Genomic DNA, 25,539 nt, shown 5'->3' with positions numbered 1-25,539 from the left:
AACCCTCCTATCGTTTGATTTGAGCAGCGAACATAAAATTATTTTTGTCGGTTTGTTTGACATGATACATGGCTTCGTCCGCCCGAATCAATAATTGATCCGAACTCTTGCCGTCATCAGGATAAAGAGCGATCCCGATGGACGGTGTGACATGCAGCAGCTCCGTATGAATAAAGAATGGGTGATTCAATACTTCAAGCACATGAGCGGCGAATTGGCGAGTCTCGGCTGCTGAGGCTTGAATGAAGATTAAGAACTCATCTCCGCCGAGCCGAGCGACCAAATCTCCTGTCGTCGTCATCGATTGCAAACGGCTTGCCGTTTCCTGTAGGAGTAAATCGCCGACATCATGTCCGTACGTATCATTGATGTGCTTAAAACCATCTAAGTCAATGAATAATAAGGCACCCGTATCGATGGCTGTAAGGGTAAGATAGAGTTGCTCTTCAAAGAAACGCCGATTCGGTAGCTGAGTCAGTGAATCATGATAGCCCATGCTTTCGAGCCAGACCTCCTGCTGATGATCCTCTGTTACATCGGAGAGGATGACGAAATAGCGTTGCTGACGTGGAACCTCAATGATTGTCGTATTCAAATAAGACTCAGGATGTTCTTCCGTTGCCGGAATATAAAGAAGATGGGATGGAAGTGTAAACTGCTCTTGCTCCAGTAAAGCACGAAGCTCCTTTAATTGACGTTGATGACTCGGGCTAAGGGGGTGAATATTCCATCCGGCTGACGCCGCAGCTGGATTAACGGAGCGGATCGTCAAGTTGACATCAATTTCGAGCACGATTTCCGGATAGGACAAAAAGAGCGTTGTGAGTTCCTGCTCCCGTAGTTGCAGTAAAGCAGTTTTCTCTTGCACGATATCTTCTAGATTCGTTTGTAATGCTGTCGTTTCCTTTAGCAACCGAAGATTTTCCCGGTACGAAAACAGCTGTCGTGTTAAAAACAACAAAAAAGTGATACCGACAGCGAATAAAAAGAACATGCGCGAGACTGGGAAAAAGGTAATATAGAGAATCAATGCAGATAATAGGAAATAAGACATCATGGAGCGGGTCAAAGTTTCGACTCGAATCAGATGTTCTCGCTGTTCACGACTGACAGGCAGTGAATGCGTCACGGCAAAGCCGATTAAAAAAAGGCTGCTGAGTGGATAAAGTGGAAGTAGGAATCCTGCAGCGTTTGGTTCTCCATTTAGTAACAGTGTGTAAAAAACAAAGTTCGTCATACCGAGGATGAATGTACCGAGAACTAAGAAGATGAATGTCGTCCGTGCTACTTCACGCTTTAATCCGGAAGCATAAAGAAGGAAGAAGAACAGGGTCAATACAATTGTCAGAAAGGCATAAAAAGTCCAGCTGACCTGTTCTAGCATCGTTCGGGTGTATGAAGGAATGAACCGAAAAATCGCAATATAACCGGCGATCATCGAGACAGTGAATAATGTCAAAGAATCAAGCACCAATAATTTTTGTTTTTGAAACAGCGTCAGATCCAATTGTCGAAAAAAGAAGATGACCATTATCGTCAAATGAATCGTATAAGGCAGATCGAGTAAAACGTTCAGATTAACAGCGTCCCATTGTAACAAACGTCCGACTATATTCAGTAAATCACCTAAAAAGTATGAGAAAAAGGCGATGGATAACCATTGATATGGGATAGCAGATTGTTTGAAAACCTTAGAGCGGCTAAGTAAGAAAATCATAAAGGAACCTGTCAAACTGATGACTGTCGAGAGTTGTAACGCACGGTCTTGCGGTAATAACCACAACAGGCTGTACGTGATGACCAAGTAGATTGCGACGGTAGGGTAAATATGTTGAATGATCCGGATCATCGGAACTCCTCCTTTCGCAAACCATTTTGAAACGAAATATGTTTTATCATTACCCGATATCTAGCATGAATTCACATTTATTTTCAGATTAGAAACAAAAAGAAGACATGTTTCCCATTTCATGAAATAAGCGGAGTTCTCCTTAATGAAGAACTCCGCTTATTTCTATTATTGATTAGATTGACGATAGGTTTCGAATGCCTCGATTTTTTCAGAAAGGTACGTCCAATATTCCATCCGTTCGTCGAGTGTTGCTTTAGTCTTTTCGATGGATTGATACAATTCATTGACCTTTCCAAGATCACTTCCCGCTGAAGCCAGTTCAGCTTCCAGCTGTTCGAGTTGTGTTTCACTCTCTTCGATCTGTTGCTCAATGACCGCCCAGTCCTGTTGTTCCTGATAGCTTAACTTCTTCGGTACTTCTGCTTTTGGTATGACAACCGAAGGTGTTTTTTCAACGGTGACTGAAGGAGCAGGTGTGGTGATCTGCTCGAGATAGTCGGTGTATTGTCCGTAATAAAAAACAAGATGCGCGTCTTCAAAAGCAATCAGGCGATCAACGACCCGGTCGAGGAAGTAGCGATCATGACTGACCGTGATGACGGTGCCCGGGAAAGATTCCAAGTAGTCTTCGAGTACGGATAACGTTTCGGTATCCAAGTCGTTCGTCGGCTCATCGAGGAAGAGGACGTTCGGTTCTTCCATTAAAATCGTCAACAGTTTCAGACGGCGTTTCTCACCACCGGATAGTTTGCCGATCTGTTTATATTGCGCTTCCGGTTTAAAAAGAAACTGTTCGAGCATCTGACTGGCCGTGATTTCCTCACCGGCAAGTGTCGTGATGACTTTTGCGATCCGTTCGACCTCATCGATGACACGACGTTCAGGATGCGTGAATTCGGCGAACTGACCGTAAAATCCGATTTTGACCGTCTCACCATGGACAATCTCACCGGTTGTTGGATCGAGCCGTTTTGCGAGGATCGAAAGGAGCGTCGATTTTCCGCTACCGTTTCGGCCGACGATCCCATACCGTTCTTTTCGTCCGATCAGGGCGTTAAATGATTCAAACAGTGTCCGTTCGCCAAATCGATGCGAAACGTCATGCGCTTCGATGACTTTTTTTCCGAGACGGGTCGAACCGACCTGCACTTCAAGTGTTGATTCTTCCTCCTCATATGAAAGATCTTGTAAAGCATCCACGCGCTGGATCCGGGCTTTCTGTTTCGTCGTCCGCGCCTTTGCGCCGCGACGTAACCAGGCGAGTTCGCGACGTAGGATGTTTTGGCGTTTTTCTTCCATCGAAGCGGTCCGCTCACGGCGTTCGGCACGTTTTTCAAGAAACGATTCATAGTTTCCGACGTAGAAGTATGCCGTACCGTTTGCGATCTCCATCATGTGGTTCGTCACACGATTCAGGAAATAGCGGTCATGGGTGATCAGCAGGATGGCGCCACGGTATTCCTTGATTTGTGTCTCAAGCCAACTGATTGTCTCGGCATCGAGTTCGTTTGTCGGCTCATCGAGCAGCAGAAGATCAGCTTCATCCAGTAAAGCTTCTGCGAGTCCGACGCGCTTTCGTTGTCCTCCGGAAAGAGAACCGATCAACGCGTTCAAGTCGAGGATGCCGAGCTTGTTTAAAATCATTTTTAAGCGCGATTCCGTATCCCAGGCTTGCGCAGCATCGACTTCTGTCTGTGCGGCGATGAAGCGGTTGAGTAATGTCTCGCTCGTCGGGTCCTGTTCAAGTGCCAGGCGTGCCGTTTCATAATGGCGCAAGGCATTGATCGTTGGTGTGTCACCAGACAGTAACACTTCCATGACGGTCCGGTCTTCCGGGTAATCGGTCGTTTGCGATAGCAAGCGGATCCGGTAATCGTTCGGGTGGTGCATCGTTCCGGCGTCTGCCGTTTCTTTGCCTGCTAGGATATGCAGGAGAGTCGATTTACCGGTACCATTGACACCGATGATGCCGATCCGGTCACCGGGAGAAACGGAGAATGTAACATCTTCGAAGACGATTTTATCGGCGAATTCTTTTTTGAGATTTTCTGCTTTCATTAACATATTAGACACCTTCTACAATCTGTTTGATTTGATGTTCGACCGTTTGGACGAGTTCTTTCTGTGTCATCGTGCTCGGATCAATCGACGGTAAGATCGTGACGTCGACGGTAGCTGGCCGGATCTTGCCCGTCTCCTCCATGACACGATAACTACCGGAAATCGCAACCGGTACGACGCGGGCGCCACTTGATGTCGCAAGCGTAAAGCTTCCCGCCTTGAACTCCGCCATCGGTCCACCTTTTGAGCGTGTTCCTTCCGGGAAGATGATCATCGATTGTCCATCCTTGATCGTATCGATGCCGGAGCGGATGGCTTTTAATGACTGGCGTCGGTCTTTTCGGTCGATCATGACACAGCCCATCAGATTCATCCAAACATTGACGATTGGAATTTTATTTACTTCGATTTTTGAAATAAATGCTTTCGGTTTATCGATTTTTCCGAGTAGAATCGGAACGTCGAAGTTCCCTTGGTGATTCGAGATGAAGACGACGGGCTCGTTCGCCGGAATGTGTTCACGCCCCGTCACGTGGACGCGAACACCAGCGAGTCGGAGGAGCGAGTTCGCCCAGACGCTTGCGACACGCTGGACGAATGCATAGCGCGCGAGGTGAGTTCGACGTTTTGCGCCAGGTAAAAACGGTAAGGTACAGGGTAAGACAAGTCCAAAATAAATGAACCAGATGACAGTACGGATCATGGTGAAGTGACAGCTCCTTTTTTCATTACTGCTATTATTGTACAAAAAAAGACCGGGTGCCGCACCCGGTCAACGTGATTATTCCCAGTAACGAGGCTCAGATTCCTCTTCGCTTTCTCCTAATTCAAAAGTAAGACGGCGTGTTGTCGGATCGACCGAAAATGTAGCGTTCGTATTATCGATCTGTTTGATCTCCATCGTCTCCTCATCCAAAATCAGAGTCAAGCGGACCTTATCTTCGTGATCTACGAGCAGTACGCCATCTTCCTTCAACCATAAATCGATGACAGGGGAGTAGCGGAGTGTCCAACCGTTTGATAAAGGGATTTCGTTCATAATGAATCTGTTCCTCCTAGATGTTGAAATCATGTTCTTTACTTATCATGCTGGTCTGTCGCTGATAATGCAAGTGGTGTGCCAGAATCGCGTTGAGGATAAGCGACTTGATACGAAAGTTCTCGTTTTTTCATGCGTTCGTATTGTTTCTTGACGCGACGATGCTGGATATATTCGATATAGGTGAGGTAGGATGTGCGGATCAGCTGGCGGATAGACGATAACGATAGACAAATCGCCAAAGTAAAGACAAACACACCAATCGAACTCGTGTAATAGCCGGTGACAAAACTTAAATATGTAGTAATGAGACCTGTGATCGTCGTGAATAAGTAGAATAACACGTCCGTTTCCTCCTTAGAAATTAAAATAAAGACATGTTTTGTACTATTCGCGGTCAAGAGTAAGTTTCCTGTATCGTCCTGTAAAAATTCTGGGAAAATAAAAAAATCCACACGAGTGGTGTAGATTTTAAGGGCGGTCGATTTGCTGAAGTGCCGGTGTCTTCGGCGTCATATCTGTACTGTTTGAACCTTCTGCGAAAACGATACCAATCGTAGCAAGGAAGGCGAAAAATGCAAAAACCAATGTTTTCGTGAAACGTCGTGCGAACGAACGTGATTGAATGTTATGAAACATCATTATCCCCCATATTTACCAAAACTAAACCTTCTTTTTCCTGTTATTTAATCATATATCTTTTTTTCAAAAAAATCACGCAAATGTGGTCCGTTCACAAATATGTCACAACTGTCATCGTGTGGTTGATGTCAGAGATGAATAAAAAAAGAGTATAGTATGGTAGGGAAAGAACAGCGGAACGATTCAAAAGGTCTGGAATCGATTCAAATACAGAGAGGAGATGACCCGAAATGGGATTACGCGCAGGACAGGTTGTCACATTAAAAGTAGAACGCGAAGCAGAGTTCGGAGTGTTTCTGACTGATGGAAATGAAGACGTGTTGTTGCATAACAATGAACAGACACAGAAAGTAGCGCTCGATGAAGAGGTGGAAGTCTTCTTGTATCAAGATAATGAAGGGCGTCTGGCATCATCCATGACGATTCCGGAAGCTTCATTTGAAGACTACGTCAAGACGACGATCAATGGGACACGCTATAACACAGGAGTATTTGCAAACATCGGGATTCAAAAAGACGTGCTCGTCTCGCTCGACGATTTACCGCAACGACGGATGTTCTGGCCAGAAGAAGGCGACCAACTCTTCATCCGTCTGAAACATGATCAGAAGCTCCGGCTACTCGGAGACCCTGCACCCTATGCTTACTTCAACTTACGTGCGAAGCCGGCACCAGAAGAATGGAACAACATGGACGTAGAGGGTCTTGTCTTCTCACAACGCGAACCAGGAGTTAATGTCTGGGTCAACGATCAGTCGATCGGATTCCTTCATGAACGTGAAATGGAACGGTGGCCACGTCTTGGGGAAGTGATGAAATTACGAGTGACAAATGTAAAACCAGATGGTACAGTATTACTTTCAGCACGACCACGTGCCTTTGAAGCGATTGATACAGATGCGGAGTTGATTCTGAACCATCTACTTGAACATGAAGGTCAGATGCCGTATGGTGATAAGACAGCTCCCGAGACGATCGATGAAGTATTCGGTCTCAGTAAGGCAGCATTCAAACGAGCGCTCGGTCGCCTGTTGAAAGATAAAAAAATAGAAAAAAATGAAACGGGTATCCGGTTGACGAAATAATCGGACCGAGTAAACCTGCGTTTCGAATAGATAGTAAGGAATTCATCATTTTGGTGGTTGCGGCTGGTTTGATTACCGGCGACCATTTACTGAATATACCCCATCACTAGTGGGGGCACGCGATGATGTCTCATCGCACGGTCCGGGCACATCGCCTTTCCCTCGCCCTTATGGCAACGATTATGATGGTGACTTCCCTAAACATTATTATAAAAGAAATCACGCTATCTTTATGTGATAGTTTCTGTTATAATAGGTAGTCGATTGTATTCGTTACGGTAGCGTCTGTTTAGTGGCAGACGCTTTTCATATGACAAAGGAGAGTATTTAGCATTGACAACATTTCGTGAATTAAATCTTAGTGAGGCACTTATCAAAGGTGTCCTAAAAATGGGCTTTGAAGAAGCAACACCAATCCAAGCAGAAACAATTCCAGTCGGACTCAGCGGCGTTGACTTAATCGGTCAAGCACAAACAGGTACTGGTAAAACAGCAGCATTCGGTATCCCGACAATCGAGCGTCTGGACGCAAAATCACGCAACATCCAAGCGTTGATTCTTGCTCCGACACGTGAACTTGCAATCCAAGTAGCAGAAGAATTGAACCGTATCGGTGACGTAAAACGTGTTCATGCACTTCCTGTTTATGGTGGTCAGCAAATCGATCGTCAAATCCGTGCACTTCGTAAAAATCCACAAATCGTCGTAGCAACACCAGGACGTTTAATGGACCACATGAACCGTAAGACGTTGAACCTTGATCACGTTCAAACGGTCATCCTTGATGAAGCAGATGAGATGTTGAACATGGGATTCGTCGAAGATATCGAGAAAATCCTCGGTGCACTTCCTGAAACTCGTCAAACACTCTTGTTCTCAGCAACGATGCCACCACAAATTCGTAAAATCGCAGATCGTTTCATGACGACTCCGACACACATCAAAGTCAAAGCGAAAGAAATGACAGTTGAAAACATCGAACAGTCATTCATCGAATTGAAAGAAAGCCAAAAATTCGACGTTCTTTGCCGTTTGATCGACACGGATTCTCCGGAACTTTCAATCATCTTCGGTCGTACGAAAAAACGTGTTGACGAAATGACAGAAGGCTTGATCCAACGTGGATACACAGCTGACGGTTTACACGGTGACTTAACACAAGCCAAACGTGACCAAGTCATCCGTCGTTTCAAAAAAGGAACGATCGATATCCTCGTCGCAACAGACGTTGCAGCGCGTGGTCTTGACATCTCTGGTGTCACACACGTCTACAACTTCGACGTCCCACAAGATCCAGAAAGCTACGTTCACCGGATCGGTCGTACGGGACGCGCTGGTAAAACAGGATCAGCTGTCACGTTCGTTACACCACGTGAATTTGGTCAAATCAAAACAATCGAACGTGTCACGAACAAAAAAATGTCACGTCGTCATGCACCGACACTTGATGAAATCTTAGAAGGCAACTTGAAGCTTGCTGCACAAGAACTCATCAAACGCGTTGAAGCAAAAGATTCAAAAGAATATACGACACTTGCGCAAGAACTCTTAGAAGAGTACGAAGCAGTGGAACTTCTTTCAGCGGCACTTAAAGGATTGACGAAAGAGCCGGATGCAACACCGGTCCAAATCTCTTCGATCGAACCAATCCGTGTGAAACGTTTCGGTAGCAACGGTGGTGGAAACCGTCGTCCTTACGGAAACAAAGGTGGAAACGGCAACCGTAGCGGTGGATACCGTGGAAACAACCCACGCGGTGGCGAACGCCGTGAAGGTGGACGTTCTTCCTCATCGGATCGTCGTGAAGGTGGTTATGCAGGACGCAGCAACCGGAGCGAGAGCGACCGTAACCGTGGTGGACGCAAACCACGTTTTGAAAAATAAATGATGCGAACCGATTTGTCACAGACAAGTCGGTTCTTTTTTATGATTTATCCAAGTGGTCATGATAAAATGAGCCATGAACGATAGAGAGAGGGCTGAATCATTCGTGTATACCATCTATGTAGCAGCATCCGTCTGTCTCGTTGCGTTGATCGTTGCGACGAAAAAGATTTGTGAACGGACGACTAAAGGGCATTTTCGTTATATTCCGTTAGCGACCTTGTTATTTGGCGGCATCATTTTTCTTGTGCTGGCCATCGGGAAGGGAGGAGCCGTCGGGATTCAGTATGGCGTTCTGAGCATCGTTTATTTGACGACGACATTCGGTGTGTACTTGTATATCGCATTACGAAAAGATACGACGTTATCGTAAAACAGGAGCTCTCTCGTTACAGAGGAGCTCTTTTTTTGTTAAGATAGAACAAGAGTATAAGGGGGGAAAAGAATGGATGCATTAGATGTCATCGTTCATCCTGAAGAGATAGAGGCATGGTTTCAACCGATCGTAGGTGCTGCCCCTTTTAAGGTAGAAGGCTATGAAATCCAGTCCCATTTTCGTGGAGAACCGTTAAAACCATTTTTTCAGGAAGATGATGTTCCGATCGAATACCAACTCGAAGTCATGGGACACGTCGTCCGACAAGCATTCCAAAAGGTACCCTCCGATACACAAGCGTTCATTCTGATTCGGTGCCGACCTGCCTGGTTGTTTGAAAATGGCGGGGAGGATTTCCTGCATGTCTTACGGACAGTCGAATCGTCGTTTCCAAAAGAACGGATGTATATCACCTTGACGGATGTCCAGGTCGATGATTTTGACCGGCTTGGCCGGATCGTTGCATATTACCAGAATTCTGGACTGAAAGTGGCACTCGATCGTGCAGAAGCGACGAGTCTTGAGCGCGTCTTTTCGATGTCACCGGATATGCTGATCGTTGATTTGTCCTCGATGATCGAGAAAAAGACCGTTTCGGCGACGTATCCGCACCTTTTGCAAACGATGGAGCATCTATGTGATCAGCTCGGAGCACCGCTTCTGTATAAGAACATCAGCCATTTAGGACAACTGCGCTATGCATGGCAACACGGTGGCCGGTACTATATGGGGAATTTATTAGGCGAAGCCTCACCTGAATGGGTGATGACGTGTCCGGGTATGGAAATACTGATTCACGAGGTCCCGATGTTCTATAAGTATGATCGGGAACAAATGAACCGTCTGTTTCAGCTTGAGCAAGACTGGACGGTCCGTTTTAACGAGTACTGCCAATCTTTGAAGCCGGAGCAGGATCTCGATCAATGGCTGCTGATGCTTGCTCGGAAAATGGAACCGGAATTCATCCGATTTTATATTACGGATGCGAATGGTTTCCAACAATCTTCAAACGTAAGCAAGCGGACAGGGGAATGGAAGCTGTATGCGTTCTACAAAGGATACAATTGGAGTTTCCGTCCGTATTTCATCCGAACGACGGTAGCGATGGAGAGACGACACAGTGGGTACCTTTCAGAGCGCTACGTCGACTTCAGCTCAAGTGAGCAGACGCGGACATTTAGTATGCCGCTTAGTAATGGCATGTTCTTATTTGCGGATATTTCCGCAAATTATCTATATCAAGAACGATTGAGTGAATGAGGAGGAATTGAAAGTGTTAGATTATGATTATGACGCATTACGAGAAATTGGACGAATCGTTGCGATGGCGCGCGATGAGATGGCGGATGCCGTCAAACCTGGTATTACAACAAAGGAACTCGACGAAATTGGAGCGCGTATTCTGAAGGAGCAGGGAGCGGAGTCAGCACCAATCGTCATGTATGACTTCCCTGGTGCCACGTGCATCAGTGTCAATGATATCGCTGCCCATGGTATCCCAGGTAAATACGTCATCCAGGAAGGGGATATCGTCAACGTCGATGTCTCGGCTGTGAAAAACGGCTATTACTCCGACACAGGAAAGACGGTCATTGCGGGAGAGGCAAGACGTCCGGAAGATGTCCGACTCGTTGAAGTGTCATTGACGGCGCTTGAAAAAGGACTCGATAAAGTTAAAGCCGGAACGAAGGTCAACCAGATCGGAAAAGCGATTTACGCTGAAACGCGCAAGAGTGGCTTTACGGTCATCCGTAACTTGGCAGGGCATGGTCTCGGGAAGACGCTCCATGGTGAGCCAGAATCGATTTCGAACTACTTCAACCGAGAAGAAAATGATCTGCTGAAGGAAGGACAAGTCATCGCCGTCGAGACGTTCATCTCGACAGGAGATGAGTTCTGTATCGAAGATGAGCGGGATGGTTGGACGCTTTATACACCGAACCGGAGTCTCGTCTCACAATTCGAGCATACCGTCGTCGTCTTAAAAGACGGGTATGAGATTTTAACAAAGGTCGAAGGCAAAGAATCGTTCTAAAGAAGGATGACTAGAATAGAAGAAGAGGCAATGGAGCGTGCTCCATTGCCTCTTCTTTGTCGTAGCAGTTCGCGTCACAAGTTCATCCGTGAAGTTGCTAATTTGCTCAACTGGGTTTCGGATACTGCCGGAGCCGCATAACGAATGTGTCCTTGTTCGACATGATACGGGGTCTCAAGCAAATCTTCTTCGAAGTAATCAGCAGTACTTGCCATATCAATCGGATAAGCGAGACCTGGAAGTGTCGCGAAAGCAAGTGTCTGACGACGCCCGATACCGCTCTCGAACATTCCACCGAGCCAGTAGGGTGCTTTTGTTCGAAGGGACAAAGCATTCGTCAGTCCACCGACGCGTGCCGGCTTGATGTTCAGAATCTGACCGGCGTGAATCGTCTTCATCAACTCGGCATCTGCTGGAGCAACGATGGATTCATCAAGACAAATCGGTGTTTGCAAGAGGGCGGCGAGCCGTTGGTGTCCGGACCAATCTGATGCTGCAAGCGGCTGCTCCATCATAACCAGATTAAATGAATCCCAGTGTTGCAATAAAGGAAAATCCGATTCGGTGAAGCTGCCATTAGCGTCAAACATCAAGGGGGCGTCAGGAAAAGCGGAGCGCACCTGTTCAAGAACGCCCGTGTCGGTTGGGGCAAGCTTCAGCTTGATCCGGCCATATCCGGCGGCAACGGCTTGTCCGACGGCTTCGATCGTTTGTTCCGCTGATGCCCGTCCGAGTGCTTTCCCGCAAGGCACGAGGGAGGATTCATCACCTCCGAGATACGTGGCGAGCGATTGTCCGGCAGCGGCTGCGAATAATTCATAGACGGCCCCTTCGAACATCGCTTTTGCCATCGGATTGCCTTGCACGATGCGGAAGCGATCCGTGACATCTGCTGGGCAAAGAAGTGGTTGTTCTAACAGACTGTAGAGCAACGTGGCGATTCCTTGGAGTGAGTGCTGTGTTTCGGACGTATACCACGGTGTATCAAACGCGACACCTTCCCCGTAACCCACTCGTCCTTCCGAATCGGTCAGGCGCAGAATCGTCGTCCGGCGTACCGTCAACGTCGAGAGGGCCGTCTGCATCGGGCGACGAAAGACAAGCGGAACATCGAACAGCTCGGCGGAACGAAGGATGATGCTCATAACGACTCCTTCAGTTGCTTCCGTAACAGTTTACCGTTTGCATTACGTGGCAAGGCACTTTGATAGATGTAATCAACCGGACATTTGTATTTAGCGAGCAATTGGCTGATCTCTGTTCGGATCGTGGTTTCATCCAGTGTACTGACGATGAAGGCGACCGGAACCTGTCCCCATGTCGCGTCAAATCGTCCGACGACACCTGCTTCTTGAATCCCATCGATCGAGAGAAGTGCGGATTCGACTTCAGCCGGGTAAATATTTTCCCCACCTGAGATGATAAGATCACTCCGACGATCGAGAACATAGAGGTATCCATCGGCGTCCAGACGTCCTAAGTCACCAGTCCTGAAAAAACCGTCTGCCGTAAAGGCGTCTGCTGTTTTGTCTTCATCATGAAAATATCCCTTCATGATCGTCGGTCCTTTGACTTCTATTTCTTGATGACGCGTGATGCGAATCTGTGTCGGGTGAATCGCCTGTCCGGCCGATCCGATTTTTCGTAAGGCATCTTCAGGCAAGAGGGTTGCGATTTGGGAAGCCGTTTCCGTCATCCCGTATGTCTGCATGACGGGGATATTGCGCTCGAGTGCACGCGTCAGAATCGGTAATGGAACAGGACCGCCTCCTGTCAGTACGACACGAAGCGCGTGACGACGTAGTCCGGCTTCGAGCAACCGATCGAGCATGACCGAGACGAGTGAGACATGGGTGATCTTTTCTGTCGTCATCCAGTGCAAAGCGCGTTCTGGTGAAAAATGCGGTTCGAGAACAATCGGGACTCCGTAGATGACTGCCCGGTAGACGACGGCTAACCCGCTCATGTGGAACAGTGGCGTGACGATCAAAAAACGATCCTCTGGAAGTGATCCGATATGACGCGCAGCGTTCGTTGCACTCGAAAAATGATTCAACATCGTTTGTTCGACAGCTTTCGGATGCCCGGTCGTACCACTTGTAAAGAGCATGGATTGGACATAATGCTTCGGCATATGGCGGATTAACAGGTCAGGGGCTTCTTTTTCATACGAGAAAGCAAGGCACGGAATCGCGGTATCGAGTGTCCGGTCCGTCACGACGAGCCGCACATCTGCCTGTTTGAATTGGCGTAGCACTTCCATTTGCGTTAGTCGGGTGTTGATCGGAACGACGGTTAATTCAAGCAATTGAGCAGCATGAAGAGCGACGATATATTGGGCACTGGATGGACCATAAAGGGCGATCCGGTCTCCGCGTGTCACGATCGTCGCCCAAGTACTGGCTAGATGGTGAGCGCGTGAATAAAGTTCAGACCAAGACCAACGAACGGTCTCCGTAATGAGGGCAAGATCATCCGGTTGTTCTTTAGCTCGTGTATAGATCCATGGATACAAAATGGTCACTTCCTTTTAAGATGAATATACGAAAAAGGTTCAATGTCAGAAGACGATTGAACCTTTTTTTCATTATGGGAAACGCGGGAACTGTCCGAAGTCCGGATTGCGTTTTTCTTTGAACGCATCGCGTCCTTCTTTTGCTTCGTCTGTTGTGTAGTACAACAACGTAGCGTCTCCTGCGAGTTGCTGAATCCCTGCAAGACCATCTGAGTCGGCATTGAACGCCGCTTTGAGGAAACGAAGAGCAGTTGGTGAATGTTGAAGAATTTCAGCACACCATTGAATCGTTTCTTGTTCGAGGTCTGCAAGTGGAACGACCGTATTGACGAGTCCCATATCGAGTGCTTGTTGCGCGTCATATTGACGGCAAAGGTACCAAATTTCGCGTGCTTTCTTGTGTCCAACGACGCGTGCAAGGTAACCAGAACCATAACCAGCATCGAATGAGCCGACTTTAGGACCTGTTTGTCCGAAGCGGGCGTTGTCTGCAGCGATCGTCAAGTCACAGACGAGGTGAAGAACGTGTCCGCCGCCGATTGCATATCCTGCGACCATAGCGATGACTGGTTTCGGGATGACACGAATGAGACGTTGAAGGTCGAGGACGTTCAAGCGTGGAATTTCGTCGTCACCGACATATCCACCATGTCCACGTACTTTTTGGTCTCCACCAGAACAGAATGCAAGGTCGCCTTCACCTGTTAAAATGATGACGCCGACATTTTGGTCGTCACGTGCACGTGAAAATGCATCGATCAGTTCGTGGACCGTATGTGGTCGAAACGCGTTGCGAACTTCAGGGCGGTTGATCGTGATTTTCGCGATTCCGTTCCATTGTTCATATTTGATGTCTTCATAGCTGCGGGCTGATACCCATTCCGGAGCATATTTCATTTGAATTCCCCCAATATGTTAGTGATGAATAAGTAGATTCTTTACCATTGTAACAAACTTTTGCGGTTGGTCGATATGTGGGGCATGCGAAGCGTGCGAAATCACATGAATTTTTTCGAGTGACGCTGCACGCGAAGCAATCTGACGGAATTTTTCATCCTTTTCCCCGACGATCCAATCAATCTCTTTTGGAAGGCACGCCCAAAGCGGAGGCATGCTTCCTGTGCCTTGTGCGCAGAGCGAAGCACTCAAGCCTGCGACCGTTTGGTTCAGTCGTTCCTGACGGAGTTGTTTGCGTTGGTCTTCCGGTAGTTGGTCTTGTGGTGTGAACAGACCAAGTGTCTCCCAGTAATCGATGAACGCCTCTAATCCGTCTTTTTCAAGGCGGGCAGCTAATACGCGATCGGATGTACGACGTGCTTTTCGTTCCGTTGCCGTCTCAATACCGGGTGTCGTACTGACAGCGATCGTTCGAGCGACCCGCTCGGAGATAACGCTCAGCATTAAAGCGATTCGTCCGCCCATCGAATAACCGAGGACGATCCACGGTTCGGAGCGGGTGGCAAGGAGAGTTTCGAGATCCTTGACCTGTTGCGTCAAACGCATCCGTTGCCCGGACGCGGGTGACGTCTGTCCATGTCCCATCAAATCAAGACGATAGACGGTGAAGTGAGTCGATAATTGTTCACTCAGCATGTCCCACGTCGCAAGGGACCCTGTAAACCCATGGAGCAGCAGGAGTGGCGGACCAGAACCATCGATTTTCAGGTGATAGGAATGATTTCGTAAAATCATTGAAACACCTCAGACAATGCTTGATTCGTCACGTCCCAAATCGAACGATGCATCTGGACGTTCTCGATTCGTGTCGTCTTGACTTCGAGAATCCGCGTCACGCTCGTCTCTTCCGCAAGTGCTTGACGTAACGCGGCAATCGAATCGATTGCCTGATAGGTCACGCCGTATCCGGAAGCGAGGGAAGAAAAGTCAAGCTGTTGCGGTGTACCAAAGAGCGGTTCGAATACCTCTTGTTCGAGTTGCTGTTGCGGTAAAAAGCTGAAGATTCCGCCCCCTGCATTGTTGACGAGAATGATCGTCAGCGGAAGCGTTCGTGCGGTCATCAGTCCGTTGATATCATGAATGAACGCCAAGTCACCGACGAGTAAGTAACGATGTTTGGCATCAAACGTTGCTCCGAGCGCACTCGAGAGAATCCCGTCAATCCCGTTCGCACCGCGATTCGCGAGCAGACGAAGGGGTGTTCCTGTCGGCAGGAACGTGTCGACGTCCCGGATCGGCATGCTGTTCGAAACGAAGAGACTTCCTTCCTGTAACGTCGTCAAGGCGCGAACGACGTTATATTCCGTCATCTCTTCTTGATCAATCGTCGTAAAGGCACGAGCGACGAGTTGCTCCGCCTGTTGCAACAGTGCGAGATACGCAGGATCGTGCAACATAAGCTCCTGATGCGCAAGTTGTCGCGCGTGACCGATCACAAAATCCGAATGAAGTTGCGGGTCACGCCAATTTCCAGGGTGACCGACGACCGTCGTCGGAATGTCCCGAGACCAGAGTAGATAAGGTTTTGACGTTGGCATGGCTCCGAAACGAATGATGCGATCCGGTCGGATGCGTTGAGCAGTCGCAGGATGTTTTAGCCACGTATCGTAATAGGCAAAAACATGCTTATCCTGCGATTGCCGCCCTTGGCTCAGTGGATCCGCTAAGACCGGAATACCGGCTTGTTTCGCATATGAGATGACAATCTGACTGTCCGTCGCAGTGAGTTGAGGTCCAAGTACAAAAAGAAGACGCTCTTCGTGAAGCGCAGCCGTCAAGGCGTTATTTACGCCCGGTGTCGGGGCAGGTAATTCGCCTACAGCACGTCCGGTCCGTAAGAGATCAAGTTCCGGGACAAGCGGTTCCCGTAACGGAACATTGATATGCACCGGTCCTGCTGGTTCAGTCAATGCAAGTAAAGTAGCGCGTTGTGCGACGTGGGCGACGTACGGAAGACCCGCTTCATCCGCTAAGGGAAGGTCAAAGGCATGCCGGACCTGTTTTCCGTACAATCCGACCTGATCAATCGCTTGCGGGGCACCGACACTACGCAGCTCGTGCGGGCGGTCAGCGGTCAGGACGACTAAAGGCAGTTCAAAGATATTCGCTTCGGTAACGGCCGAATAGTAATTCGTCGCAGCCGTTCCGCTCGTACAAATCAATGCGACAGGGCGCGTCGTCGCCTCCGTTCGTGTCAAACCTAAAGCAAAAAAACTAGCCGACCGTTCGTCAACGAGGACGTGGGTACGGCTAGACGGATGCAGAAAAGCAGCAATAGCGAGTGGTGTCGAGCGGGAGCCGGGACTGATGACGAAGTCCCGGATACCAGACGCGACGAGCGTATCGATTAATGTGTGCATCCATTTAGTCAACATAAATATCATCCTTTTCAATCGATCCGACATGAGCAAGTGCTTGTAACATCGGTGATAGTTTAGTTTCCGTCTCTGCGAGTTCACTGTCGAGGTGAGAACCTTCGACAAGACCGCAGCCAGCGTAGAGGATGACGGCACGTTCCGTGAATAATCCGGAACGGATGGCAACGATGAACTCCCCGTCATCCTGTCCATTCATCCAGCCGACAGGGGAACCGTACCAGCCTCGTTCGAACGTTTCGATTTTCTGAATCGCTTCGACCGCCTGTTGCTTCGGTTCGCCGCCAAGTGCTGGGGTCGGGTGAAGTTTTTCGATGAGTTGTAATAGTGTCACGTCCGTCTTTAACTGCGCCGTAATCGGCGTATACAGGTGCTGGATGTGACGATTTTTCAAAAGAATCGGGGCATCCGGACAGTCCAGTCGCTCTGAAAACGAACGTAAGGTCCGTTCAATCGAATCCGCGACGATGGCGTGTTCCATCCGATTTTTTTGATCTTGTAAGAGCGACTGTCCGAGCGCTTCATCCATTTCCTCGACCTGATGACGAGGTGCAGAACCGGCTACTGCTGCCGTATCTAAACGATTGCCTTGCTTGAATACGATCCGCTCAGGTGTTGCGCCGATAAACGCCTCCTCGGCATTCGGTTGAAAACAGAAGACATAGCTACCCGGTTGGGTCTCCTCGAGTTCCGCAACGACAGCTGCTGCATCGAGTGGACGATCCAGTTCGTAGACGACTTCTCGGGCAAGAACAATCTTTTCAAGTGAAGTCTCAAGGTATTGCATCGCTTGATGAAACGATGCTTCAAACGCTTCGCTTCCGCTTCGTGCCAACCGTAATCGCGTGAGCTGCAAAGAAGTGGACCGCTCCGGTTGATTGACGTTCGAAAAATCGAGTGCGAGCTGATTTAAAATCGACTCCACTTGGTCTGTTGGCTCGACCCGCGCGAAAATGGTCACCCGTGTCTGTCCGTCCTGATCCAAAAATAAAAATTTTGGAATCGTCATCGAGGCATCGCCAAACGATGACCAGCGATAATCGGGTTGTTTAAGTTCGGTAAATGAAAATCCGGAGAACGCAAACAAATCATGACCGACGTGATCCCGATTTACATTCGTCCATAAGGATTGAAGTCTTAAAAAACGATCTTTTCCTGATGCTTGAAGTTGGTGTACGATGCCAAACCCGATGGCCCGCATCGAGCGATCAGGTGTTGCAAAATAAAACCGTTCCTCGATACCCTGTTCGAGGGAACGCATGTCTGTTGCTTCGATTTCCCATGAATACGAAGCGATGATAGGTCGTTGTAAGGCATTCGCCTGAGTGACGGCCTGTTCGATACACTGTTTAAGCTCTTGTTGAGCGTAAGCCATACCGCTCATTGCCCCCTAGTCTGTAGATACTGTGATATGTTTCACTTAATCTAAGTGTAAACTTTTTACGCACAAAAAAGAAGGAATAAGCTGTCTCGGATTGAACATTGACAGCAAAAAACGAAACCCGATACACTTAGACAGGAAAGGGGTTATTATATGAATAAATCAATCGCTGTCTATTGGCGAATGACACGACCACATACGTTAACTGCAAGTTTTGTTCCGGTCGTCGTCGGTACAGCAGTCGTCGCACCACGCGTGGACTCCATACGCTTGGATTTGTTCGCAGCGATGTTGATCGCCTCGATGCTGATTCAAATCGCAACGAATCTATTCAATGAATACTATGATTACAAGCGTGGTTTAGATACGGAAGAGTCGGTCGGCATCGGCGGATCGATCGTTCGTGACGGATTCAAACCGGGTACGATTCTTGCTTTTGCACTTACGTTGTATGGCATTTCCGCGTTGCTCGGTGTATACCTATGCATCGAGACATCTTGGTGGCTGCTTGTCGTAGGACTTATCTCAATGTTCATCGGATATATCTACACAGGAGGTCCGCTACCGATCGCGTATACACCATTTGGTGAGGTCGTCGCCGGCTTCTTCATGGGATACATCATCATCGCGATTTCGGCGTACTTGCAAATCGGTTATGTCCCGACGGAAGCCGTTGCAATTTCAGTACCGGTAGCCATCTTAATCGGTTCGATCCTGCTTGCGAACAACATTCGTGATTTGGATAATGATAAGGTCAATGGACGGAAAACGATCGCCTGTCTCGTCGGACATCGCCGTGCTGTATACGTCTTAATTGGATTTTTTGTAGCCGCTGTCCTGTCGCTTATCGTTGCGGTACTCGCATTCGAAGTCTCGTGGTTTGCGCTGCTCGCGTTGTTAAGTATTCCGCTGATGATCAAAGCGGTGCGTCTGTTCTGGGAAGACCTACCTCCGGAAAAATTGATGCCGGGAATGGCACAGACCGGTAAAGTGAACACGATTTTCGGATTATTGCTTGCGATTAGTCTCGTGATTGCGAATATCTGATGATTTAAAGCAGCAGGCGATTCGCTTGCTGCTTTTGATTTAACCAACGAATCGGGAATCACCGATCGAACGTCCTTCGGTTGTCACTGATTTAAAATTTTACTATAATTGAAGCAATGTGCCTGAAGGATCAAACGAACGATCAGGAATCAGGAAATATGGTTAGAGGTGGAACTGGAATGAATAAAATCGCGGTAATCGGAAAAGTATTCGTCGACATAAAAGGAACTTCGTTCGCGCCCTTGCACAAGGATGCGAAAAACGTAGGAGATATCACGTTTTCAAATGGAGGAACAGGACGCAACGTAGCACAAAACCTAGCCGTCCTCGGGAATGAAGTTCGCTTTATCTCGACGGTTACGAATGACCAGATTGGTGTAGGCGTTCTTGATGAACTGAAATCTTACGGTGCGAATGTGGATCATGTTGAAATGCTAGAAGATCATGGAATGGGGATGTGGCTAGCCGTCATGGATAATGAGGGTGATTTGCAGACATCCATTTCAAAACAACCCGACGCGAAGTTGCTTGAAGAAGCGATTTTACGCCAATCAGTCTATGCGCTGGATGGGGTCGATGCTGTTGCGATCGATCTTGACTTGTCCGTCACGGTGTTAGAACGCTTGATTCATTTATGCCGCAAAATGGAGTTGCCGTTGTTTGGTGTTTGTGGTCATTTGAGCGTCATTGAACGGAATCGTCACTTATTACAAGGGTTCACAGGATTCATCTGTAGCCGAGAAGAAGCGGAGATTCTATCAGACCTCTCGATCGTCACGGTAGAAGATGCGATCCATGTGGCGAATGAGCTAGCGAAAAAAGGGGCGCCGTTCACGGTCGTGACGATGAGTGAACTGGGTGCTGTTTATGTCGATCGCCGGACAGCCGCATCTGGACATGTCGGGACTAAAAAAGTCAAAGTCGTTGATTCGACAGGAGCGGGCGATTCCTTCTTCTCTGCTGTCTTATCGGAATTGACTCACGAGAAACCGGCAGAAGAGGCGTTGAAGCTTGGTATGAAGGTCGCAGCAGAAGTCATCGCTTCGACCGAGAACGGTCTTGTTCCAGAAATGCTCGATGCCATTCGGTAAATGAATTTGTAAAAGGGGGTGGCGTCATGCCGATTCAACGAAGTGCGATCATTTTACGAAACGAACAGGATGAAATTGCGTTGATTCGTCGCGATAAACCGAACGAGACCTATTATGTCTTTCCGGGCGGTGGGAAAGATGACGGAGAATCGCTAGAAGAGACAGCGATTCGTGAAGCGCATGAAGAATTAGGTGTCGACGTGGAGTTGACCGGTATTGCCGCTATCGTCCGTTTTAACGGATTCGATAACCCTTATTTTTGGGCGAAAATAACGGGTGGTCGTTTTGGAACGGGGACAGGTGAGGAGTTCGAAGAGGCGGGATCCGGGTATACACCGGTTTGGGTCAAGCGATCCGAGCTTCCTGCATTGCCGGTTCGTCCACCATCACTTGCTAAGCAACTGGCAGAAATGACAGACCTGTTCTACGAATTGATCCTTTCTGAGAACGATTGAGGTTTTAGTTGAAACAAAAAGGGAAAAGTATACTAAAACAATGAGGTGGTCTTCGACTGCCTCTTTTTCATGAAGGAGAGATGATGATGGCGCATTCACGCGATCCAAAAGGGCTCGCTCTGAACTTGAAGCAGCGAATGTCCGATCACAACATCACGGACTATGCAGGAACACTTGCCTATTACTGGTTTCTATCGATTTTCCCAGGTATCATTTTCGTTATTTCTGTCTTATCCTTTTTTGATATCGATCGCCAGACGCTCGAGGCGCAAATTCGAGACTTAGCGCCAGGCGGAGCTGTCAACACATTCACGGATACGATTTTCCAAGCCATCAAAGAGCCCCAGGGTGGATTATTATCAATTGGTGCGATTCTTGCGATTTGGTCCGCTTCAAAAGGCGTCGATCGTTTAATCACGACGGCAAATCATGCGTACGGTGACTTCTCGCCCCGTGGTTTTGTCGCAGCCCGCGGGATTGCCTTATTGCTTACGATCGTGCTCGGAATCGGGATGTTGCTGCTGATCGTCTTGAACGTTCTCGGTGGTCCGATTATTACTTACCTTGCGAATTTCGTCCTCCCGATCGATATGGGGCAAAAAGTGTTACTGACGGTGTTACGGTACGCCGTATCGACGATTCTGTTGATCGGCATTCTTTCGATTTTTTATCGCGTCGCACCAAAACGTCCGATTACGTTTAAACAAGCGATTCCGGGTGCTGTTTTTGGTGTCATCGTCTGGCAATTGTTATCGGTTGGATTTGGTTTCTACGTCTCGAACTTCTCCAATTACAATCAAACGTACGGTTCGCTCGGTAGTGTCGTCATCTTATTATTATGGCTTTATTTCACAGGATTGATCATCCTACTTGGTTCTGAATTGAACGCATCATGGGAACGGTTCATGAAAAAAGCGGATCCGAAGAAGATGGAAGAGAAACGCTTGAAAGAACAAGCCGAACTCGATGCGATTCCGACGAATACGTTCGGATGAAGATACGAAAAACGTCTGATTGCCACGTGGCAGTCAGACGTTTTTTGATGATTAAGCAGCTAATTGTTTTTCAGAAGGACGTGGTGGAAGACTTGGTAACGCATCCTGTTGCAGAAGACGTAAGCCATTCAAGATGACTAGAATCGTTGACCCTTCGTGTCCGACGACAGCGAACGGCATGATCAGGAACTGTGACAAGTTCGATGCGATCAATAGAAGAATGACACCGATCGCAAGTGTGATGTTTTGTTTGACGATCCGGTTCATCTTCCGGGCTTTATGCACGGCATAGGCAAGGCGACCTAAATCGTTTTTCATCAAGACGACGTCAGCGGTCTCAAGCGCAGCATCCGTTCCTTCACCCATAGCGATTCCGACATGTGCCAGTGCAAGGGCAGGGGCATCATTGATGCCGTCACCGACCATCGCAACGGTCCGACCTTCTGTTTGGTATTGCTTGATATAGCGGACCTTATCTTCCGGTAGGCACTCAGCAACGAAATCCGTTAATCCTGCTTCCCGTGAAATAGCGGCTGCTGTGACAGGGTTATCACCTGTCAACATGATCGTTGCGATGCCGAGTTCGTTTAAGGCGGCAATCGCTGTTTTCGCTTCCGGACGAATCGTGTCACGTAGCGCATAAAGTGCTACGATTTGCGATCCATTACTAACGTAAACGATCGTATGACCTTGTTCTTTCAGTGATTGTTCCATCGCGACGAATGGATCGTCTAAACCATCGTGAAATGCCCGTTTACCGATGCGATACGTGACACCATCGACGGTTGCCTCAATTCCGTATCCTGTTACATCTTTAAAGGTTGACGGCTCACGAACATCTGCTTTTAAGTGGTCGACGATCGCTTGGGCGAGCGGGTGATTCGACTGTGCTTCAATCGAAGCGACGGCTTGTTGAACAGCTGGAACATCCAAGCCTTCTGCGTAACGACTTTCTGTGACGACCGGCTTCCCTGTCGTCAAAGTACCCGTTTTATCGAAGACGATCGTATTGACCTGACCGAGCGTTTCGATGTGTGCACCACCTTTGAAGAGAACACCATTTTTCGCAGATGCGGCAATCGCAGACAAAGCGGCAGGTGTAATCGACGCGACAAGGGCACACGGAGAAGCGACGACAAGTAGAATCATCGCGCGATAAATACTTGTCTCGAACGTCCAGCCGACGACGTAATGCGGCAGGACCATCATCAGTGCGACGACAAGCAATACGATTTTGACATAGCGGCTTTCAAAGCGTTCGATGAATTGAGCAGATGGAGACTGCTCGCTTTGTGCATTTTGGACCATGTGAATGATCTTTTGGAACAATGATTCGTCAGCAGCTTTCGTCATTTCAATCGTCAAGACACCATTCATGTTGACGGTCGAATTATAGACGGTATCGCCGGTCTGCTTTTCAACAGGAATCGATTCGCCGGTAATCGATGCTTCTTCGATCGCTGCTTGACCACGAACGATGACACCATCGACCGGAATCCGTTCACCGGGACGGACATAGACGAGGTTGCCGATTGCTAATTGTTCAATGCCAACGACTTCAAGTTGTCCGTTTGCGTTCAGACGTGTCGCTTCCTCTGGCTGTAAAGACATCAAACTTTGGAGGGCGCGCTCGTTTTTATTCATCGTATACGTTTCAAGGGCACCGGATAACGCGAAGATGAAGATGAGGATCGCACCTTCCATCCAGTAGCCGATCGCAGCAGCACCAATCGCTGCTAAAATCATCAGCAGTTCAACATTCAACGTCTTTTCTTGATACGTCTCCGTCAAGCCTTCCTTCGCTTTTGCATATCCTCCGATCACGTAGGCAGATAAGTACAATGTGACATATATAGCAGACGTTGCATTGAATTTTTCAAGTCCATAAGCAACTAAAATCAATATTCCGCTAAACAATGCTAGAATCAATTCGTGATGCTCATCCCAAGCATGACGGAATACGGAACGCTGTTGAACATCGGTAGTAGTGGAAGTCGTCATATTAAAACTCCTTTCAAAATGTAAATGAGAAATGAAATCATTATAGAAAGAGAATGAGAATGTGATATATCAATGAATTTAACTGATTGATAATGAGTTTCATTGTCTCTAGATTATAATTATTATTATCTGTAGAATTACTATACCATGCTTCAGTGAAAAGGAACAGGAAAGGAACCAGAAAGATGCAAAAAATTTTAACCCATCGGATAGGGCTCGTCGTCTTTGCGTTACTGACGACTTTTTTGTGGGGAAGTGCGTTTCCCTTCATTAAGAAAAGTTATGAATTACTGCAGATCACATCTTCCGAATACGGAGAACAACTACTATTTGCGAGCTATCGTTTCTTTTTAGCAGGTGTATTGTTACTTCTAGTCAGTGTCTTTGTCTTCAAGCAGACGATTACACTGAAGGAGCGGACCTATGCCTATAGCCGACTCGGCTTCTTTTTGACGTTTTTGCAGTATGTCTTCTTTTATATCGGTTTATCTTTATCAACCGGCGTACAAGGATCAATCATTGCCGGATCAACGTCGTTTTTCCAGATGCTGTTGGCTCATTTCCGGTATGAAGATGACCGACTGAACCGATTCAAGGGACTCGCCTTATTCTTAGGGTTCACGGGTGTCATCTTGGCGAACTGGCCGCAAGGTGGACAAGGTGTCTCGTTTGGTCTTGGAGAAGGTTTGTTGATTGCAGCAATGATTTCCGGAGCATTCGGTAATTTGATCGCAAAGGAATACTCAGCGCGTTATCCGGTTGCGCCGATGACAGGATGGGCAATGGTCATTGGATCCATCGGTCTCTTCATTGCGGGCGTCATACTCGATGGTCACATTGCACCGTTTACGTTCTCAACGACAAGTGCTTGGATGCTCGTATATCTCGCCTTTTTATCAGCGACTGGATTTACGCTCTGGAACTTACTGATGAAATATAACCCGGTCAGTAAGGTATCACTGTTCATGTTCTTCGTACCGATCTATGGGGTCAGCTTATCCGCACTGATTCTTGGAGAAGCAATTCCACCGCAGGCATTATTCGGTTTACTTTTTGTCGTCAGCGGGATTTTAGTGTCGACATACTTACCTGTCTGGTTTCAAAAGCGAGGTTGACGAAGATTCAGAATCGTGCAAAAATAGTTTCAATCAAAGTAACTCCCAATCGTTCGTTGCTCAAGCCGACCTGTTCGGCTTTTTTCTGTACGGTCAAGTGAAGACCGATTCGGCCTTGCCTGAAAGGCTAGTGCGACTATCAAACGGAAGGAGATGAAAACGGATGGAACGGAATGAGATCGTTCGAAAGATCATTGCCACTCGTCGTCCACGTGATGAGTTTGCCCGGTTCGTCGTGACGTGCGTCAGTCAGCAGTTGAAGGAAACCCATGGAGATGTTGATGTGGAAATCATCGAGGCGGAGAGAGGGTACGATTCAGTGTGGTCAATCAACGGTCGAGAGGTCGTCGTTTTGCTCGAGACAGAAGAGCTGAAGCGTGCAAAGGAACAGCCGTATGCGATCGACGATAAGCTCTGGCGGAGTTTTCGGCAAGAAGGAATCGTGAAATAAAACAAATGGGCTGACTCAAAAGTCAGTTTCCACACAGGTAAGGGTGGCAGAATGATGATCTGCCACCCTTATTTCGTAACAAAAAGAATGACGCGTTTCACGCAACTCCTACAGGAAAAGCGCATTTGCGCTGTCAGAGACAAACAAGACCCGCTTTCCTGCTGAAATGAAGCAGGAAAACT

The 25,539-nt window shown here is 47.9% G+C and carries 24 protein-coding genes; 11 read left to right on the top strand and 13 right to left on the bottom strand.

Going from position 1 to position 25,539, the window contains the following annotated elements; genetic code table 11:
* Positions 1 to 7 precede the first annotated feature (7 nt).
* The 6 genes from ACRPK8_RS08230 to ACRPK8_RS08205 all read right to left on the bottom strand — a co-directional run bounded on the left by ACRPK8_RS08230 (position 8) and on the right by ACRPK8_RS08205 (position 5,591).
* Positions 8 to 1,849, bottom strand: a complete 1,842-nt coding sequence (locus ACRPK8_RS08230; protein WP_432237782.1) for a diguanylate cyclase domain-containing protein — start codon at positions 1,847 to 1,849, stop codon at positions 8 to 10.
* 168 nt (positions 1,850 to 2,017) lie between these two features.
* Positions 2,018 to 3,910, bottom strand: coding sequence for an ABC-F family ATP-binding cassette domain-containing protein (locus ACRPK8_RS08225; protein WP_432237781.1), 1,893 nt, complete (start codon positions 3,908 to 3,910; stop codon positions 2,018 to 2,020).
* A 7-nt stretch (positions 3,911 to 3,917) separates the two neighbouring features.
* Positions 3,918 to 4,616, bottom strand: a complete 699-nt coding sequence (locus tag ACRPK8_RS08220; RefSeq protein ID WP_432237780.1) for a lysophospholipid acyltransferase family protein — start codon at positions 4,614 to 4,616, stop codon at positions 3,918 to 3,920.
* A 78-nt stretch (positions 4,617 to 4,694) separates the two neighbouring features.
* Positions 4,695 to 4,952, bottom strand: a complete 258-nt coding sequence (locus tag ACRPK8_RS08215; RefSeq protein WP_023467272.1) for a hypothetical protein — start codon at positions 4,950 to 4,952, stop codon at positions 4,695 to 4,697.
* A gap of 38 nt (positions 4,953 to 4,990) precedes the next feature.
* Positions 4,991 to 5,296 carry a hypothetical protein gene (locus ACRPK8_RS08210; RefSeq protein ID WP_432237779.1) on the bottom strand — a complete coding sequence of 102 codons (306 nt, stop codon included), beginning with the start codon at positions 5,294 to 5,296 and terminating at the stop codon, positions 4,991 to 4,993.
* A 127-nt stretch (positions 5,297 to 5,423) separates the two neighbouring features.
* The gene (locus ACRPK8_RS08205; protein WP_023467274.1) at positions 5,424 to 5,591 is read right to left on the bottom strand and encodes a hypothetical protein; all 168 of its coding nucleotides are present in this window, start codon (positions 5,589 to 5,591) and stop codon (positions 5,424 to 5,426) included.
* A gap of 233 nt (positions 5,592 to 5,824) precedes the next feature.
* Between ACRPK8_RS08205 and ACRPK8_RS08200 the strand changes: the two genes are divergently transcribed.
* The 5 genes from ACRPK8_RS08200 (at position 5,825) to map (ending at position 10,974) form a co-directional block, all read left to right on the top strand.
* Positions 5,825 to 6,679, top strand: a complete 855-nt coding sequence (locus tag ACRPK8_RS08200; RefSeq protein ID WP_432237778.1) for a CvfB family protein — start codon at positions 5,825 to 5,827, stop codon at positions 6,677 to 6,679.
* 333 nt (positions 6,680 to 7,012) lie between these two features.
* Positions 7,013 to 8,563 (top strand): DEAD/DEAH box helicase, encoded by a 1,551-nt coding sequence (locus tag ACRPK8_RS08195; protein WP_432237777.1) that lies wholly within the window; start codon positions 7,013 to 7,015, stop codon positions 8,561 to 8,563.
* Positions 8,564 to 8,669: 106 nt separating this feature from the next.
* On the top strand, positions 8,670 to 8,936 hold the full coding sequence (locus ACRPK8_RS08190; RefSeq protein ID WP_432237776.1) for a hypothetical protein: 267 nt from the start codon (positions 8,670 to 8,672) through the stop codon (positions 8,934 to 8,936).
* Positions 8,937 to 9,008: 72 nt separating this feature from the next.
* Positions 9,009 to 10,199, top strand: a complete 1,191-nt coding sequence (locus ACRPK8_RS08185; RefSeq protein WP_432237775.1) for an EAL-associated domain-containing protein — start codon at positions 9,009 to 9,011, stop codon at positions 10,197 to 10,199.
* A gap of 13 nt (positions 10,200 to 10,212) precedes the next feature.
* A complete protein-coding gene (gene map / locus ACRPK8_RS08180; RefSeq protein WP_432237774.1) occupies positions 10,213 to 10,974 on the top strand; it encodes a type I methionyl aminopeptidase in 762 nt (253 codons plus the stop codon).
* 74 nt (positions 10,975 to 11,048) lie between these two features.
* On the opposite strand, the gene menC is transcribed toward map, so the two are convergent.
* The 6 genes from menC to ACRPK8_RS08150 all read right to left on the bottom strand — a co-directional run bounded on the left by menC (position 11,049) and on the right by ACRPK8_RS08150 (position 18,196).
* The gene (menC, locus tag ACRPK8_RS08175; RefSeq protein ID WP_432237773.1) at positions 11,049 to 12,119 is read right to left on the bottom strand and encodes an o-succinylbenzoate synthase; all 1,071 of its coding nucleotides are present in this window, start codon (positions 12,117 to 12,119) and stop codon (positions 11,049 to 11,051) included.
* Positions 12,116 to 13,498 carry an o-succinylbenzoate--CoA ligase gene (gene menE, locus ACRPK8_RS08170; protein ID WP_432237772.1) on the bottom strand — a complete coding sequence of 461 codons (1,383 nt, stop codon included), beginning with the start codon at positions 13,496 to 13,498 and terminating at the stop codon, positions 12,116 to 12,118. Before menE ends, menC begins: the two co-directional genes overlap by 4 nt.
* Before the next feature lie 63 nt (positions 13,499 to 13,561).
* Positions 13,562 to 14,386, bottom strand: a complete 825-nt coding sequence (gene menB / locus ACRPK8_RS08165) for a 1,4-dihydroxy-2-naphthoyl-CoA synthase (protein ID WP_023469886.1) — start codon at positions 14,384 to 14,386, stop codon at positions 13,562 to 13,564.
* Positions 14,387 to 14,404: 18 nt separating this feature from the next.
* Entirely contained in the window at positions 14,405 to 15,181 is a 777-nt protein-coding gene (gene menH, locus ACRPK8_RS08160) for a 2-succinyl-6-hydroxy-2,4-cyclohexadiene-1-carboxylate synthase (protein ID WP_432237771.1), read from the bottom strand.
* Entirely contained in the window at positions 15,178 to 16,821 is a 1,644-nt protein-coding gene (menD, locus tag ACRPK8_RS08155) for a 2-succinyl-5-enolpyruvyl-6-hydroxy-3-cyclohexene-1-carboxylic-acid synthase (RefSeq protein WP_432237770.1), read from the bottom strand. The genes menH and menD overlap by 4 nt, the downstream gene beginning before the upstream one ends.
* Positions 16,811 to 18,196, bottom strand: coding sequence for an isochorismate synthase (locus tag ACRPK8_RS08150; RefSeq protein WP_432237769.1), 1,386 nt, complete (start codon positions 18,194 to 18,196; stop codon positions 16,811 to 16,813). The genes menD and ACRPK8_RS08150 overlap by 11 nt, the downstream gene beginning before the upstream one ends.
* A 159-nt stretch (positions 18,197 to 18,355) precedes the next feature.
* On the opposite strand from ACRPK8_RS08150, the gene ACRPK8_RS08145 reads away from it, so the two are divergent.
* The 4 genes from ACRPK8_RS08145 (at position 18,356) to ACRPK8_RS08130 (ending at position 21,790) form a co-directional block, all read left to right on the top strand.
* The gene (locus ACRPK8_RS08145) at positions 18,356 to 19,249 is read left to right on the top strand and encodes a 1,4-dihydroxy-2-naphthoate polyprenyltransferase (RefSeq protein WP_432237768.1); all 894 of its coding nucleotides are present in this window, start codon (positions 18,356 to 18,358) and stop codon (positions 19,247 to 19,249) included.
* Positions 19,250 to 19,428: 179 nt separating this feature from the next.
* On the top strand, positions 19,429 to 20,340 hold the full coding sequence (locus ACRPK8_RS08140; protein ID WP_432237767.1) for a PfkB family carbohydrate kinase: 912 nt from the start codon (positions 19,429 to 19,431) through the stop codon (positions 20,338 to 20,340).
* A 26-nt stretch (positions 20,341 to 20,366) separates the two neighbouring features.
* Positions 20,367 to 20,795 (top strand): NUDIX hydrolase, encoded by a 429-nt coding sequence (locus tag ACRPK8_RS08135; RefSeq protein ID WP_432237766.1) that lies wholly within the window; start codon positions 20,367 to 20,369, stop codon positions 20,793 to 20,795.
* A gap of 86 nt (positions 20,796 to 20,881) precedes the next feature.
* Positions 20,882 to 21,790 carry a YihY/virulence factor BrkB family protein gene (locus ACRPK8_RS08130; protein ID WP_432237765.1) on the top strand — a complete coding sequence of 303 codons (909 nt, stop codon included), beginning with the start codon at positions 20,882 to 20,884 and terminating at the stop codon, positions 21,788 to 21,790.
* Between the two features lie 51 nt (positions 21,791 to 21,841).
* Here ACRPK8_RS08130 and ACRPK8_RS08125 read toward each other — a convergent pair whose 3' ends face one another.
* Positions 21,842 to 23,791: a heavy metal translocating P-type ATPase gene (locus ACRPK8_RS08125; protein ID WP_432237764.1), complete on the bottom strand. Its 1,950-nt coding sequence runs from the start codon at positions 23,789 to 23,791 to the stop codon at positions 21,842 to 21,844.
* A 185-nt stretch (positions 23,792 to 23,976) separates the two neighbouring features.
* Between ACRPK8_RS08125 and ACRPK8_RS08120 the strand changes: the two genes are divergently transcribed.
* Both ACRPK8_RS08120 and ACRPK8_RS08115 read left to right on the top strand, forming a co-directional pair.
* Positions 23,977 to 24,906: a DMT family transporter gene (locus ACRPK8_RS08120; RefSeq protein WP_432237763.1), complete on the top strand. Its 930-nt coding sequence runs from the start codon at positions 23,977 to 23,979 to the stop codon at positions 24,904 to 24,906.
* Positions 24,907 to 25,069: 163 nt separating this feature from the next.
* Positions 25,070 to 25,357 carry a hypothetical protein gene (locus tag ACRPK8_RS08115; RefSeq protein ID WP_023467290.1) on the top strand — a complete coding sequence of 96 codons (288 nt, stop codon included), beginning with the start codon at positions 25,070 to 25,072 and terminating at the stop codon, positions 25,355 to 25,357.
* Positions 25,358 to 25,539: the final 182 nt, after the last annotated feature.

It is taken from the genome of Exiguobacterium sp. TDN 0502, from assembly GCF_050846835.1.
Lineage (GTDB): Bacteria > Bacillota > Bacilli > Exiguobacteriales > Exiguobacteriaceae > Exiguobacterium_A.
This window is presented reverse-complemented; position numbering and strand designations above follow the sequence as displayed.